The sequence below is a fragment of the Bacillus sp. AFS053548 genome (assembly GCF_002575105.1).
Lineage (GTDB): Bacteria > Bacillota > Bacilli > Bacillales > Bacillaceae_G > Gottfriedia.
The window spans coordinates 37,115-51,184 of sequence record NZ_NUHI01000015.1 but is presented as its reverse complement, the minus strand read 5'-3'; the positions used below and the strand labels follow the sequence as shown (position 1 = coordinate 51,184).

Here is a 14,070-nt window from a genome sequence, read left to right as displayed (position 1 = left end):
CCCTAACCTACACTTAGATTTGAGCTTTCTCATTTTTATGATTCCAACTGGAAGCCAACCAGATACCTCTCCCCTGTTACACTAGTGCTCCTTAACAAAGTCTTTGTTATCATTTTAAAACACAAATTCACCCCCATCTAGGCGAATGCATATATAGTTATCCAGTATATGTAACGAAAAGGGGCTATTTCCATGCATGTCGATTTAACGGCCATACATTGGCTTTATGTAGCATTTATAGGTTTAATTATTTTATTTTTAATTCTTAGACGTGACACTGGCCTAGTCTGCCTAGCAGGAATTTTCCTTCTTGGTCTAGTAGCAACTGAGTCACTCTCAAGTTCCGTCAGCATCTTGTTTTCAAGTTTCATTTATGCCATAACCGAATTACTTTCTACTATTCTAGTAATCTCAATTATTGTTTCTATGAGTAAAGCTTTAACTGATAGTGGAGTGCATCAAGCACTCATCAGTCCATTTACAAAGGTGATGAGAAACGCCACACTTGCTTATTGGACGATTGGTATTGTTATGATGGTTGTATCATGGTTTTTCTGGCCGTCTCCTGCAGTAGTGTTAATTGGTGCGGTTTTACTTCCAGTTGCTTTAAGAGTTGGGTTACCTGCTTTAGGTGTTGCAAATGCCTACAAAGGAGTTTATTAATAAGATTTTCGTCGAAGTTTCGAGTGATTAAGATGCTCTTAAAATCAAACGCCTTTAACATTTTACATATTAATAGAAGTTTCTTTAATATCTTTATGATTTTCTAGTTTCATACAATATTGGAAGTTTGACATCACGTACCTACCAGTTTGACCATATACAATAAAGTTGTGGTCGTGTTGTGTCGTTTTTCGAAAACAAATATTGAACCATCCTACAGCAGCCAAGAGAAACTTTTAAAATCCCCTGGAACTTGGCCCATTTGGAGTCATGTCCTCATTGCTAGAGGAATATCTGAAATTAATGTAGCAATTTTAGGCTTATGAAAACGGATGGAAAAATGTATTAATATTGGAATTTCAAAAAGATTTAGTTGGATCGAATCAAATTTTTTAGACAATAAAAAAACACTCATTCATCTGAATTCACAAATAAACGGAGTGTTTTTGTCAAAATTCGATTGCATTCAATCGAGCAATTTATTCTGACTAAATATTGTACCAACGTTGATGTGGCAAGGTATGATTTCATTGTAGACTACCTATCCATTTTTAAAGGATAGGCTTTTTCCTTGTCTACTATAAGGGGATAATTTCAATGCTGGTCTTTTTAAATAGAAATAAAATGAAATTAGTGATTTTGAATTTAGTTTGTTTAACATGGTAACATATGGGTAGCAGTATGTTTTATAAAGAATATGACCCTTAAAGCAAGAACGAAAGAATCTTACTCAGAGTCATCCTCTTCCTCTTCCTCATCAATAAATAAAGTAAGGATGGAATCTAAAGGTTCTGTTCCATTAGCAACCGCATTTACTTTATTAAGATATTCCTCACTAATTAAATGTTTTAACGGTTGTTCTACCATATTGAAAAACTTAAACGCTTCTATTGCAATCCGATCCCACTCAACATAACAGATTAAATAGTCATTTGCAGTCACTTTTGTTCTTGTTGTTCCTTCTTCAGGTACACATTCAAAATTTTCATTCTGACCGAACGTTCCATAATCACTTGTTAATTGTTCTCCAGGTTTAATGTCTCTCGCAGCCAAAAGAAAATCATAAGCTGTATCTACACAATTTGCCTTGAAGCTATGATTCATATATTTTGCGTGATCCCAATTAAGTACATGTATGTCGTCAGTATCTAAATAGGAATATTTATATATATACTCTTTTCGCAAATCATCGAGACTTTCAATATATTCCACTGTAAGAACCAAATCCAAATCATCTTTAACCCAGACAATGGTTCCTTTAGGGATTAATTTTGTTGCAAACACACCAACGCCTACTTGCTCACTTACATACCGAATTTCTGTATCCGGGTGCATCATTTTCGAATTCCTCCTAAAGATCGAGATTGTTATTTATTTAATTATTTATTTATAAATTCTCATTTTAAAAATCATCGTCTTTATAAGGTTTCATTCTTTGTAGTAGCAACCCATCACTTTTTTCATTCTGTCCATATACAAAATGTGGCATATGAAATTTCAAGTACGTTCCATACTTACTATCCGTATTTAACAATAACTCGTCTACATAATAGACACCTTTTTTAAACGAATCTAATAATAAACTAGCAACTCCAGCATATATTCCACAAGCAACTTGAAGATAAGTTGCATTTGTACCATAGTTTGCATATGCATCTTTATTATTCATTACATTATAAACAAATCTTTCTTTATCCTCATAAACAAGAAGGACACCTACTAAATCCTCACCTATTAAAGGTGCATATGACGGATCTAGTAACATTTGATCAAAATCCCAAATTACATCTACTTCCTCTAAATTATCACGAATCAAATTAGTAGTGTTTTCGTTAACACGATATAGAAATCCACTTTCAAGGTTGAATAAACTACCTAAAGTATAAACTTCTTCATGAGGCATTAAAGATCCGTAAAATACTTTTTCACCTAAAGTCACTTTAAATTCAACAGAATACACATCATGAAAAAGAAAAACAGGAGTTTGCTGTGTCATAAACATCGGATAGCTTGAGATCGCTTCTTCAAGAAAACATTCTGGCGACCAAGTTGTATAAACAGTATTTTTTTTAGCTAAATTAGGATTTTCATAAAATGAGGTATCGTGCTCTACGATATAACACGCAAGAGGTTTTTCATCAGAGTATTGATTCATTAAATCGATTGCCATCCATTGTACGACACCTGGATTCATGCCTGAACCAATAATCGCTGAAGTATTTTTAAAAGAAGGTTTCATTTCATCAAATATACTGAAACGTTCCATTAATTGAAATCCAGAAAAAAGAGTTTCATTTTCATCTATAAATGTATTTTCTAAAGCTGTGTCTATATACTTAACTCCAAGTTCATTACAACATCTCAAAATTTCGCCGGTATCAGCCCAAGAAACATCAACAACAATTGATGTTTGTGTTTCTTGAAGATGTTTTTTGAATAAAGGAATATGATTTAAATCTATTTCATGAAGTAACATATTATTTTTTAAATTAGGAGCAATATTTTCATAATAATTTTTATCTTTTTGCTTAATATCAATTAGATGTAGCTTTGAATTTTTTATAAAATAATGTATAGGATCATTTTCGTTCATGTAGGCTTTATTAAAAATCGAAATTACCGCCTTTGCTACCCCACCTGAGCTACCTAAAAGTGTGATTACAGTGTCTTCTCCATTCATACACTCAACTCCATCAATTTGTAAAGTTTATACATTACTCAATTTATGAATGAATAGACAAAGTGTTTAGACAAGTATCTAGATTAAATACACTATTTACTTTTGATTTTTTAACTATGTAGAGTATGTTGCCAGTCTAATATTGTACTAATTTTCCTTAACGGCTTTTTATTAACAACACTCATTCACCCCTATCTGGGCTAATGCATATATTGTTATCCAATATATGTAACGAAAGGGGGCTATTCTCATGCATGTCGATTTAACAGCCATACATTGGCTTTATGTAGCATTTATAGGTTTAATTATTTTATTTTTGATAATGCGACGTGACACAAGCCTAGTTTGCCTCGTAGGGATTTTCCTTCTTGGCCTAGTAGCAACTGAGTCACTTTCAAGTTCCGTTAGTATCCTTTTTTCAAGTTTCATTTATGCCATAACTGAATTACTTTCTACTATTTTAGTAATCTCGATTATCGTTTCTATGAGTAAAGCATTAACTGATAGTGGAGTGCATCAGGCACTCATCAGTCCATTTACAAAGGTGATGAGAAACGCCACACTTGCTTATTGGACGATTGGTATTGTTATGATGGTTGTTTCTTGGTTTTTCTGGCCATCTCCTGCAGTAGCTTTAATTGGTGCGGTTTTACTTCCAGTTGCTTTAAGAGTTGGGTTACCAGCATTGGGAGTTGCTATGGCAATGAATTTATTCGGTCATGGGATTGCTCTTTCAAGTGATTACGTAATTCAAGGCGCCCCTAAACTAACAGCTGACGCAGCTGGCATTCCGGTTTCAGATGTAATTCACGCTAGTATTCCGCTTGTTATCGTAATGGGTGTCGTGACAACTGTAGTTGCTTTTTACTTCTTAAAACGTGATATGAAAAGAGGACTTTTAACAGTAGAAATACCTGAAGAAGATACTAAAGCTGAGGACTATTTACTTTCTTCCACGCAACAAAAATGGATGGCCGCTCTTGTTTTCATTTTATTTGCAGTGGATATTTGGGCGATGCTTCACTTCAATTTACAAGGTGGAGATGCTACAGCATTAATCGGGGGTACTTCACTAATAATCCTTTCGATTCTATCCATGTTGGGACATAAGAATAAGGGATTTGAAGAAGTAACGAATTATTTAATTCATGGATTTAAATTCGGTTTTAAAGTATTTGGTCCGGTTATTCCTATTGCTGCTTTCTTCTATCTTGGGGATAGTGGATTTACTGCAATTATTGGAGATTATTTGCCTAAAGGATCAAATGGAATTGTGAATGATTTAGGGTTTGCTTTAGCACATTCAGTACCTGTAAATCCTGGGGTTGCAGGGGTGACATTAACAACAGTTGGAGCAATTACAGGGTTAGATGGATCTGGGTTCTCTGGCATTTCTCTTGCTGGATCAGTTGCTTCGTTATTTGCTACGGCGATTGGTCATGGGATTGCTACATTGACTGCTATGGGGCAAATTGCGGCGATTTGGGTTGGTGGCGGTACGTTGATTCCTTGGGCGTTGATTCCTGCTGCGGCTATTTGTAATGTTAGTCCGTTTGAGTTGGCTAGACGGAATTTGTTGCCTGTTTTGATTGGGTTGGTTGTTACTACTGTTGTGGCGATTTTCTTGATTTAAAAAGTTCAAAGTATAGAGTATTGTTCTCTGAGTACTTAACAATAGCTGTTAAGTGCTTCTTTTTAATTTTCTATCCCCGTTTTTCCAAACGTAAAAATCTATGTTCCCCCCAATTATTTATGAAAAACACCGAAGTGTCGTCTCTGTCTAGATAAATTGATTGAAGGATGCTGACTAAGTTAAACCCTATACGCCTGCCCGTCCACAAAAAGCGCCTAATCCCAACCGGGTAGGCTCTGTTAAATATAAATTGTATTAATGATCACAACTGGACTTTAACCAACGATTTCTACCTGTCAAAGTAGATACCTATAACAACTTGAAATATTGTAACCAACTAACGAATAATGGAAATGATTTAAAATAAACAATAAATAAATTTATAATTAAAATAATAATACATATAATTTTATTACTTGTTAAAAATGCTGATATAAAGCCGATTAAAGGTAGGAATATCAATGCAATTTGTAGAGTAATATTTTCTAAATTATGCATTCCCCAGGGACTAACTTGAAGCATTGAATTTTTAAAATACATAAAATAGTAAACTAACCAAGATATCCAAATGGCCAAATTATAAATATATATGAAAAATGTTTTTTCATAGTGATCACCAAGTTATGCTAGCGTGGGTATCCGGATGAAATGAAAACTTTTTAGCCGGTGATACAGAAAAACTAATCCCTGATAAAGCTATTGAAGGTGTTAAAGTATAACTACTGTTTTGATGTGCGTAATTCCCGTATGCATCTAATAACTTAATCTTAACAGCCTCCTAGTAATATTCTAATTTGGATAATTTATCCACTATAGACCATAAAGTGTAATTTTTTAGAGTTTCTACTTCAATCTTCAAATTCTTCCTATCATCTAAAACTATGTTGCCTCTGTATGCTTTTTTTAAATTTTTAATTTTCAACAAATAACTCATAGAAAATTTTCACCTTCTATATTTTATAAATATAATAAATAAAATAATTAAGTTTTCGAATGCAGGGATCTATTAATAGATTTTATCTTTAATTAATTTCATTATGTGATTGTTATCACTTAATCCGGTAACAAAATTCCAATTAACGTAAAAGTATATAACCTCATCATTTATTAATGACATCTTTATCGGTTTCGCTGATTTTAAGAAGAAAAGTCTAGATTGAGTCATGAATAATTTTGAACTGACTCTTCTATCATTTTCCAATTTCAAATCAATAATATTGTGCCATTTAATAGTTTTCCAATCTTTAAACTCAATTCCATCATCATGAATAAATAATTCCCCATGATGTGACAGTAAATTTTTCACATGAACTCTAGTCTTTAATGATAATTTCTTTTCTTCAATTTCAATATTTGTTGCACCATGAAAGGTTAATTTTTTCATCTTATCAACTCCTAATACTTTTTGATAAACCAATATATCAGCCGTTTAACACGGTATTTTTTGGAGCAACATCTCTTAGATCTAAAGTAAAGTAAAGTAAAGTAAAGTAAAGTAAAGTGTTATTAATATCCTTTATTGTTAATCTAAATAACTCTTCCTTGAGTCCATTCACTATAATCAAATACAGGGCAAATATGTAACGATATTTAATCTATTTACCTTGAACTATATTAGTTAATTATTATACTCAATAGTCTTTTCTATTTGATCTTATGTAATTCCCAAGCCATACCATGTTGGTGGTGGAAGTAAAACTCGTTGTTTGTTTCCATCTGAATAATGTATTGATGGTCTTATCACCGTTACTGCATAAGGTGATTTTTGAAAATCAAATTTAATGGGAACTTCTTCTTCTTTTTGTTTATTTACATCGATAACGAATGGTTTAATATTTAAATACTTGTTTACCACTCAATTCCGCATCAAATTTGTTTATTACAAATTTATTGCTACTGTTATTTTGTAAACTATAGATGTAATTATTTTCTTCACCTTTAATAATGGGATAACTGTTACCTATTTCCAGTGGCTTATCCGAGGTATCTTTAATTACATTTATTCCTAATGCTCCAACATCATATTTTTTAAAACCACTCTTAGTTAGTATGGTTATTTCCCTTATATTTGTTTTTCCTTCAGAGTTGCCGACAATATTAAGCCCCAAATTTTTCACATGATACTTTCCAATCTTGGCATTTCCATTAACCTCAAAGCTTTCAATACTAATAAAATTTTCATTTTCATTACTTAAGATGATAGAATCAATTTTTGTAAATAAGTCTTTCTTATCACTTGAATAAATATAGGTAAAATTTAGTGGTGTTTCTTCTCCTATTCCAAGACTATATGAACCGTGAATAGGAAGAAATGTATTTGATATTGGTATACTTATAACTTCTTGAGTTTGGTATGATTTACTTTTCTTATTAAAAAACGTTATTTGACCTGTCAATAAAACTAGTAAAAAGATTGAGAAAATAATTAATAAAATAATAAATAATATTTTTTTGATATTCATGTTTTTACTTAGATAGATCTCCTATTTTTTTAGTAAACGTTTACAAAATTATCTTAACATTATAAACGGTAAAATTTACTAAAACTCATTGTCATCATTGTGAAATTTTTCACATCTTGTTCAACATCCGCATTTATTTCTTTTGGAACATATGACTATGGAACAAGACTTTAATTCTATGAACAATGCTTCTAACAATACTCATTCGCATTTTGTAATTTTATTTCACATTTTATATCTTCTATAAAATAAAAAAGCACTGAATAATCAGTACTTTCAGCTTTGATTCATCTAGAACTACTATTAAGTTATTTACTCAAATTATTCTCTTAATCAAAAGAATTTTTCATTATTTACATCTTTGATCAAAATTTATCCACTTTTGACATAATATCAACCATATTAATGAATCAATTAAAAGGAGTTGATTATAAATACGAAAAGTTTCTGGGAAATCAAAAGAAAAATATTTGCCGAGATTATCCCGACATTGAAATATATTATGTCTTTAATTTTTAATCCCAATAGAACAGAAAATAATAATGAAAAAATAATAGGTGTAATATATTTATAATCTTGTAAGATAAAGAATAATTGATTATTAAACAGTAATAAAAGATATGTTATTAAAAATAATATTTCATTAACTAAGAAAATAGTATTTAAAACTTTTTCTTGATTTTTTTTATAAGTTAAATTATATGATGTAAATCTGTCTAAAATAAAGTTAAACAAAATATTAATAAAAAGAATTAATATTAGCATCACAAATAATATAGCAAATATAGCTATTATTATATTTGATTGTGACCACTGTATTTTATAAAAATTCTTAATTTCTATAAATAGTAAAAAAATGATCCCAAATAATAGAGAAAAGTTCATAAAAAACATTGGTTTTGAATTCATAATACTAATCTCTCAATGTCATATATACTACTTAATAAATGGTCTTTGTGATTTATTATAAACACAAAAGATTCGACATTGAAAATTCTGTCCTTAACCAGTTCGCATGTATCCATGTCTAAATGCTCAAAAGGTTCATCCAAAAACAAAAATTCCCAAGGATAGTTAGTAAATAAAGCTGAAATGATTATTTTTTGCTTAGTTCCTTTAGATAAGTCCTTGCAAGAAGTGTGTCGGTTACTCTCTAGTCCTAGTAGTTTTATTAATTCATCAAGATTGATAAATTGCTTTGGAATTTTCAACATCTTATTAAGGTAAAAAAGTAGAAAATCTTCTAAAAGCATATAAGGTTCATAAAACGGAGTTGATGGAACAAAAAGAGTTTTACTTTTATTGTAATTTAAGTAACAATTCCCTTCATTGACCTTGTTTATTCCCAATATAATATTTAATAGTGTAGTTTTTCCTGATCCGTTTTTACCTTGTAACCAGTATTTTTTATTATCTAATAGGGTTAAACTAAAATCTTTAAAGATATAGTTTTCCTCCTGATAGAAAAAATCAATATTTTTTAATTCAATCAAAAAAAACACCTCTCAGTAGCTTCAATTGCTGCAGATATAATTAAAAGAAAAATAGAAAAAAAGATTAATTTAATATAATTAGTAAAATTCAACTCTTTTTCTATAAAAATATCTCTGAATAAAACCCATGACATATACACCCATATTGTCATAGCATATAATTCAAATAAAAAATGAGGAAGAAATAAAAATAGTGTATTTTCAAAATTATATTGTAGAATGTAGATTTTTAATGATCCCACTGTAATATATAAGTCTAATAATAATTTTCCAACTCCTAGTATTGGTATTATATAAAAGATAACAGCCATTAAATTATTGGAAAATATTTCAAAAACATTTTCTGGTTTGCATGCAATATTCTTATATACTGAATCAGAATTTATATTAGATGGTACATCGACTAAAATTAAAAATTGAATAAATAAGCAAATTATACATAAAAAATATATATTTAATGTTTTAATAAAAATCACCCAATGTAAATTACGTTAAATGCAATAAAACCAAAAAACAATTCCATGAAAAAAAAGTAAAAGAAATAATTTTTATGTCCTTTAAATGATTCATACATTACTATTTTATATGTAAATAGTAATAAAAGATAAAAAGCAAAGGCATTTACTGCAGTAAAAGTTAAGATGTCTATATGATAAAATCCTTTATTTATTAAAAAAAGAATAATTAAAATATTCATTCCTATAAAAGAGTGGAAAGTATTCCTATATAAAATTGTTTTCTTATAAATCTTTATAATAGGAACTCTTAAATATTTGAATTGCATAAACAGTTGTCTGTAATTAGCATCTGCATATATTAATTCCGAGTAAATAAATAGATTGGTACATAAATAAAGCAATGGAATATTTATCACTGTGTATAAAGGTATACGTTCTAAGCCAAACCAATTAAAAGAAACGGATATCAAAAACATACCAAATGCAAATAATAATAAAAATTGTTTTAAAACTTTCATAAAGTTCTTTTGATTATTATTCTTTATATATACAAGGTAAAGTATGTTTAAAGTGATAAATAGTAATATAGATACAAGAAACTAGTTAAAGAAATGTAAGAGAAAACATAGCTTAAAAAAACAAAGATTAGGACAATTATCATCCAAATAAATACCATAATTTTCTCTTTTAAATAAAAAAACAAAAATAAATATCTATCTCCGTAAAACTTATAGAAATCATACTTTAAGGTTGAAATAATATTCTTGTTCCCGCTAATCATTGTGACCAATGTAAACAAAAATATTATATTAATATCCAATGATATAAAAAAGACATTAAATCTATTAAATATATACAATAGCTCAACTGGATAACAAATAATAAGAAAAATACATAGGAATAGTAAAACTATCCCTATGAATTTAACTAATAATTTATTTACTTCAGATTTTATTAACAAGCTATTAAAAATAGTTTTAACCTCTTCACTTTTTAACTTTAAAATAGCTTTTAACATATATCTCTATTTAGCTACTTTTACCAAGTAGTTGCATAACCTTTTCCGTATTTTGAAATAATTTTTTTAGCGGTAATAACAAGTGCAGTTGAAATAACTCCATATCTAACAATAATCGCAACTAGGCTAATGATCGTTGTAATAGTACTAAATGTATCAATAATGGTTATAACTTTGCCAGCCACTGTAGTGGAGATACCCAAGTTAGCTGCAAGATGTGGCAAAGAAATAGTTAAAGTTGAAAGCAATACAGCCATTCCTAATACATAAAAAATTGTTTTTTTATTCATCACTAAAGACATTATAGTGCCCCCTTTTTTAATTGGTAGAATCTAATACCCCTGCTAGTGAAATTGATCCATATGTAAAAGACTATGTTATCAACCTCACCATTAACATGAGCAAGATCGAAATACAATTACCGTTGCATCTGTTAATGAACCTTGCTTGTCAAGTAGACTGCGGTGGGGTTAGTGCTTTGCGGGTGTATACTATATACCCCTTACTATAGTTTCCTTACAAAATCAGTTGAAAATTTTCTTAAATGTAGAATGACGTCATACCTTAAACTAAAATGGTTAATTATTATACTAAATTGTCTCTTCTATTTTTTCTTCTGTAATTCCCACTCATGTTTTATTTCATATCATATCTCCTAATTTTTTTAGTAAACGTTTACGAAATCATCTTAGCATTTTAAAAGGTAAATTTTACTAAAATACAGCGTTATATTTGTGAACAATTTCACATTTTTATCTACGGCTGCGTTTACTCCTATTGAAACCACATGAAAATTTAACAACTAAGATTCGATTAACATGCATTATTCCTATATTTTTATTTAATCTTCATAAAGATACTATTAAAAGTAAAAATTTGTAACGTTTTACTAAAACATTCACAAAAATTCCATTAAATTCATTTCCAAGATTACTATGACTAGGATTAAACTTAATTATTAAAGGAATTGCTAGTTTTCCTAAAACTTTAGGTGTGATCCAACCTTACATACAAACCAACATGTCTACAATGGAACTATTAAAAATAGGATCCGATTTCATAGTTAAAGGTAAGGATAAAGATGTAGAAACATTACGAATTCCTGAAGACGGTGCTTTCACACCAAAAAGATATGAAAAAGCCGGTGAAGTATTGGAACTAGATGCTGAAAAAAACAAAGAAGTATTGCAGGTATTTTTAAAATAGATATTTGTTAAATTTGACTATATGTTACATTAATAGCTTCTGGTTTAAGTAATGAATTCGGAAAAGTAAAAACATCAATTTCCACTAATAAATTGTGTGTAATCAAGGATAATTTCTTCCAACTTCATACTATGCATTAACCCATCATCACAAATACAAATTTTCATATTATGCTTCGCTCCTTTTTTTCCTTTTTAAGAAATATTTACCCAAGAAATTTTCATAAACAAAAGTCCTACTTAACTCTCTAGTAGGACTTTTAATACTATTGTTTTATTTACACATATCTAAAGTTTTTAATCATTGGATTCAATTGTCTTTTCTATTTGTTTTTCTGCAATACCCATTAATCCATACCAAGTTGGTGGTAGAAGTAAAACTCTTTGATCTTTTCCATATGAATAATGTATTGATGCTCTTATCACTGTAACAGCATAAGGTGATATTTGAAAATCTACCTTAATAGGAACTTCTTCATCTTTTTGTTTATTTGCATCTATAACAAAAGCTTAATAATTAATACTTGTTCACCATTTAATTCTGCATCAAATTTGTTTACAACAATCTTATTTTTACCATTATTTTGCAAACTGTAGATGTAATTATTTTCTTCACCTCTAATAATGGGATAACTATTACCTACTTCTAAAGGCTTATCCGAAGTACCTTCAATTACATTTATTTCTAATGCTCCAACATCATATTTTTTTAATCCACTATTAGTTTGTATTGTTAATTCCCTTATTTCTGTTTTACCTTTAGATAGTCCAATTATATGAAGACCTAAAGTTTTCACACGGTACTTTCCAATCTTAGCATTTCCGTTTACTTCAAAACTTTCAATACTTATTGAATCTTCATTACTGAAATTGATTGAATAAATTTCATTAAACAAATCTTTCTTATCATTTGAATAAATATAGGTAAAATTTAGAGGCGTAACTTCTCCTACTCTAAGTTGATATGACCCATTAATAGGAAGAAATGTGTTTGAAATCGGTTTACTTATAACTTCATTAGTTAGATATGATTTACTTTTCTTATTGAACATTAAAGGTCCTGTAAATAATAAAACTAGTAAAAAGATTGGTAAAAAAAACGTCTATATAATGGCATTCAATTTTTCCGTTAACTTCACATAGTGTTCGATTATTCCCATAATATACCTTTTGAAATATGATAAGCTTAAAGAAAATACTTTAAGGAGCTGGATTATGTTTAAATCAGCAGTAATAATTAGTTTTCTTCTAGTAGTTATACTAAGTACCTATTTTCTAATGCAAAGAGAGTGGCAAAGTGCTATAACAATTTGGGCTTTTTATGGTGGTATTTTATCTATTGCAGTTTACTTTTCTTTTTATAAAAAAAAGAAAAAAGTAAACTAATATCTATTCACCAATAAACATACCAATACTTGTTGGTACTGTAGATTCACCCATTATAAAATTATATCGACTCAATAGTTTTGACTCTGTAGGTTCTTCTATCACTAGAAGAGCCTTTGTTTTTTTAGGAAATTTATAATTAAAAATATTAGCCCTCTTATCCACTAAACCTTTTAGCAATAAAGGTTTAGAAATAGCTTCCATTTCTTCGTTTAGTAAAATAATAGAAACTATTGAATTATTGGAAATGTTATTAATTCCTAATTGTGTAGCTTTGTCAAAGTTAGATGTATATTGATTTTTGGAAGATAATAGAAATACTTTTTCCATATCTTCAGATAACCGATCTATTTTAATTGGATATTTTTTGATAAGGTATGTCTCGTTTTCAATTGGTAAATTTATATCAGGAAAATTCGTTTTTATTGATTTGTTGACTATACTTACAGTAGTAAAATGTATAAACGATCCAGAATTTTTTAAATCTGAACTGGTCAAAGCTATGAAACTTAAATCTCCATTGTCCATTTTATTTGCTAATTTTATGTTCAAAGATACATCCAACTTACCAGTAATATTTGTGTTGTTTCTTAATATAAAATAGTTTGCATTAGAATTATCAATATTAAATTTTAGCAATTTATTACTTACTAAACCTAATATATATATATCCTCTGGTTTTTCCATTTTAAAGTTCACCAAAAAGTGAGTATCTAATTCTTTTATCTGCTTCTTTAATAAATAGTAATTTAAAATTCCATTGTTTTTTGGATTGTGTATAATCTTTGAGTTTAACCCCTGTTTAGATGACAGGGTCATAGACTGGACCACATATGATTTATCATTTGTTTGAAGCGGTGTTTCTTTTTCAATGCTTACAGATTGTATTGTAGCTACATTATTTGTATTCTCACGTATTCCATAAATAAACAAGCTATAAATTAAAAATAAACTTACACATATTGCTATTGTTTTAATCAAAAAAAACTTTTTATTCAACTTAAATACTCCTATTTTCATAAATTTCCTAAATAAAAAATATAGTGTTTTTTATACACTGTATTTTTACCTA

The 14,070-nt window shown here is 29.0% G+C and carries 12 protein-coding genes and 1 pseudogene; 4 read left to right on the top strand and 9 right to left on the bottom strand.

Annotation, left to right across the window (positions count from 1 at the left end; all coding sequences use genetic code 11):
* Positions 1–192 precede the first annotated feature (192 nt).
* Positions 193–645, top strand: a pseudogene (locus CN946_RS08415) (hypothetical protein); the annotation flags it as partial.
* A gap of 744 nt (positions 646–1,389) precedes the next feature.
* Here CN946_RS08415 and CN946_RS08410 read toward each other — a convergent pair.
* Both CN946_RS08410 and CN946_RS08405 read right to left on the bottom strand, forming a co-directional pair.
* Entirely contained in the window at positions 1,390–2,001 is a 612-nt protein-coding gene (locus CN946_RS08410) for an SET domain-containing protein (RefSeq protein ID WP_098860732.1), read from the bottom strand.
* Between the two features lie 64 nt (positions 2,002–2,065).
* On the bottom strand, positions 2,066–3,343 hold the full coding sequence (locus tag CN946_RS08405) for an S-adenosylmethionine decarboxylase related protein (RefSeq protein WP_098860731.1): 1,278 nt from the start codon (positions 3,341–3,343) through the stop codon (positions 2,066–2,068).
* Positions 3,344–3,593: 250 nt separating this feature from the next.
* Between CN946_RS08405 and CN946_RS08400 the strand changes: the two genes are divergently transcribed.
* The gene (locus CN946_RS08400; protein WP_098860730.1) at positions 3,594–4,976 is read left to right on the top strand and encodes a hypothetical protein; all 1,383 of its coding nucleotides are present in this window, start codon (positions 3,594–3,596) and stop codon (positions 4,974–4,976) included.
* A 1,006-nt stretch (positions 4,977–5,982) separates the two neighbouring features.
* Here CN946_RS08400 and CN946_RS08395 read toward each other — a convergent pair.
* The 5 genes from CN946_RS08395 to CN946_RS08360 form a co-directional block, all read right to left on the bottom strand.
* Positions 5,983–6,360 (bottom strand): hypothetical protein, encoded by a 378-nt coding sequence (locus CN946_RS08395; protein WP_098860729.1) that lies wholly within the window; start codon positions 6,358–6,360, stop codon positions 5,983–5,985.
* A 270-nt stretch (positions 6,361–6,630) separates the two neighbouring features.
* On the bottom strand, positions 6,631–6,831 hold the full coding sequence (locus CN946_RS08390; RefSeq protein WP_098860728.1) for a hypothetical protein: 201 nt from the start codon (positions 6,829–6,831) through the stop codon (positions 6,631–6,633).
* The gene (locus tag CN946_RS08385; protein ID WP_098860727.1) at positions 6,806–7,438 is read right to left on the bottom strand and encodes a hypothetical protein; all 633 of its coding nucleotides are present in this window, start codon (positions 7,436–7,438) and stop codon (positions 6,806–6,808) included. The genes CN946_RS08390 and CN946_RS08385 overlap by 26 nt, the downstream gene beginning before the upstream one ends.
* 905 nt (positions 7,439–8,343) lie before the next feature.
* Positions 8,344–8,931, bottom strand: coding sequence for an ATP-binding cassette domain-containing protein (locus CN946_RS08375; protein WP_176547261.1), 588 nt, complete (start codon positions 8,929–8,931; stop codon positions 8,344–8,346).
* Positions 8,932–10,427: 1,496 nt separating this feature from the next.
* Positions 10,428–10,709, bottom strand: a complete 282-nt coding sequence (locus CN946_RS08360; RefSeq protein WP_098860722.1) for an uberolysin/carnocyclin family circular bacteriocin — start codon at positions 10,707–10,709, stop codon at positions 10,428–10,430.
* A gap of 727 nt (positions 10,710–11,436) precedes the next feature.
* Between CN946_RS08360 and CN946_RS08355 the strand changes: the two genes are divergently transcribed.
* Positions 11,437–11,613: a hypothetical protein gene (locus tag CN946_RS08355; RefSeq protein WP_218012648.1), complete on the top strand. Its 177-nt coding sequence runs from the start codon at positions 11,437–11,439 to the stop codon at positions 11,611–11,613.
* Between the two features lie 496 nt (positions 11,614–12,109).
* Here the strand turns inward: CN946_RS08355 and CN946_RS08350 are convergent, their stop codons facing one another.
* Positions 12,110–12,664 (bottom strand): hypothetical protein, encoded by a 555-nt coding sequence (locus tag CN946_RS08350; protein WP_098860720.1) that lies wholly within the window; start codon positions 12,662–12,664, stop codon positions 12,110–12,112.
* A 163-nt stretch (positions 12,665–12,827) separates the two neighbouring features.
* Between CN946_RS08350 and CN946_RS23390 the strand changes: the two genes are divergently transcribed.
* Complete coding sequence (locus tag CN946_RS23390; protein WP_176547260.1) at positions 12,828–12,998, top strand: hypothetical protein; 171 nt, start codon at positions 12,828–12,830, stop codon at positions 12,996–12,998.
* Positions 12,999–13,001: 3 nt separating this feature from the next.
* Here the strand turns inward: CN946_RS23390 and CN946_RS08345 are convergent, their stop codons facing one another.
* Positions 13,002–13,997, bottom strand: a complete 996-nt coding sequence (locus CN946_RS08345) for a hypothetical protein (RefSeq protein ID WP_098860719.1) — start codon at positions 13,995–13,997, stop codon at positions 13,002–13,004.
* Positions 13,998–14,070: the final 73 nt, after the last annotated feature.

Coding starts and splice junctions, on each gene's coding strand:
- CN946_RS23390 (WP_176547260.1), top strand. CDS start 12,828: ATGTTTAAATCAGCAGTAATAATTAGTTTTCTTCTAGTAGTTATACTA.
- CN946_RS08395 (WP_098860729.1), bottom strand. CDS start 6,360: ATGAAAAAATTAACCTTTCATGGTGCAACAAATATTGAAATTGAAGAA.
- CN946_RS08400 (WP_098860730.1), top strand. CDS start 3,594: ATGCATGTCGATTTAACAGCCATACATTGGCTTTATGTAGCATTTATA.
- CN946_RS08405 (WP_098860731.1), bottom strand. CDS start 3,343: ATGAATGGAGAAGACACTGTAATCACACTTTTAGGTAGCTCAGGTGGG.
- CN946_RS08410 (WP_098860732.1), bottom strand. CDS start 2,001: ATGATGCACCCGGATACAGAAATTCGGTATGTAAGTGAGCAAGTAGGC.
- CN946_RS08350 (WP_098860720.1), bottom strand. CDS start 12,664: ATGTTCAATAAGAAAAGTAAATCATATCTAACTAATGAAGTTATAAGT.
- CN946_RS08385 (WP_098860727.1), bottom strand. CDS start 7,438: ATGAATATCAAAAAAATATTATTTATTATTTTATTAATTATTTTCTCA.
- CN946_RS08360 (WP_098860722.1), bottom strand. CDS start 10,709: ATGTCTTTAGTGATGAATAAAAAAACAATTTTTTATGTATTAGGAATG.
- CN946_RS08355 (WP_218012648.1), top strand. CDS start 11,437: ATGGAACTATTAAAAATAGGATCCGATTTCATAGTTAAAGGTAAGGAT.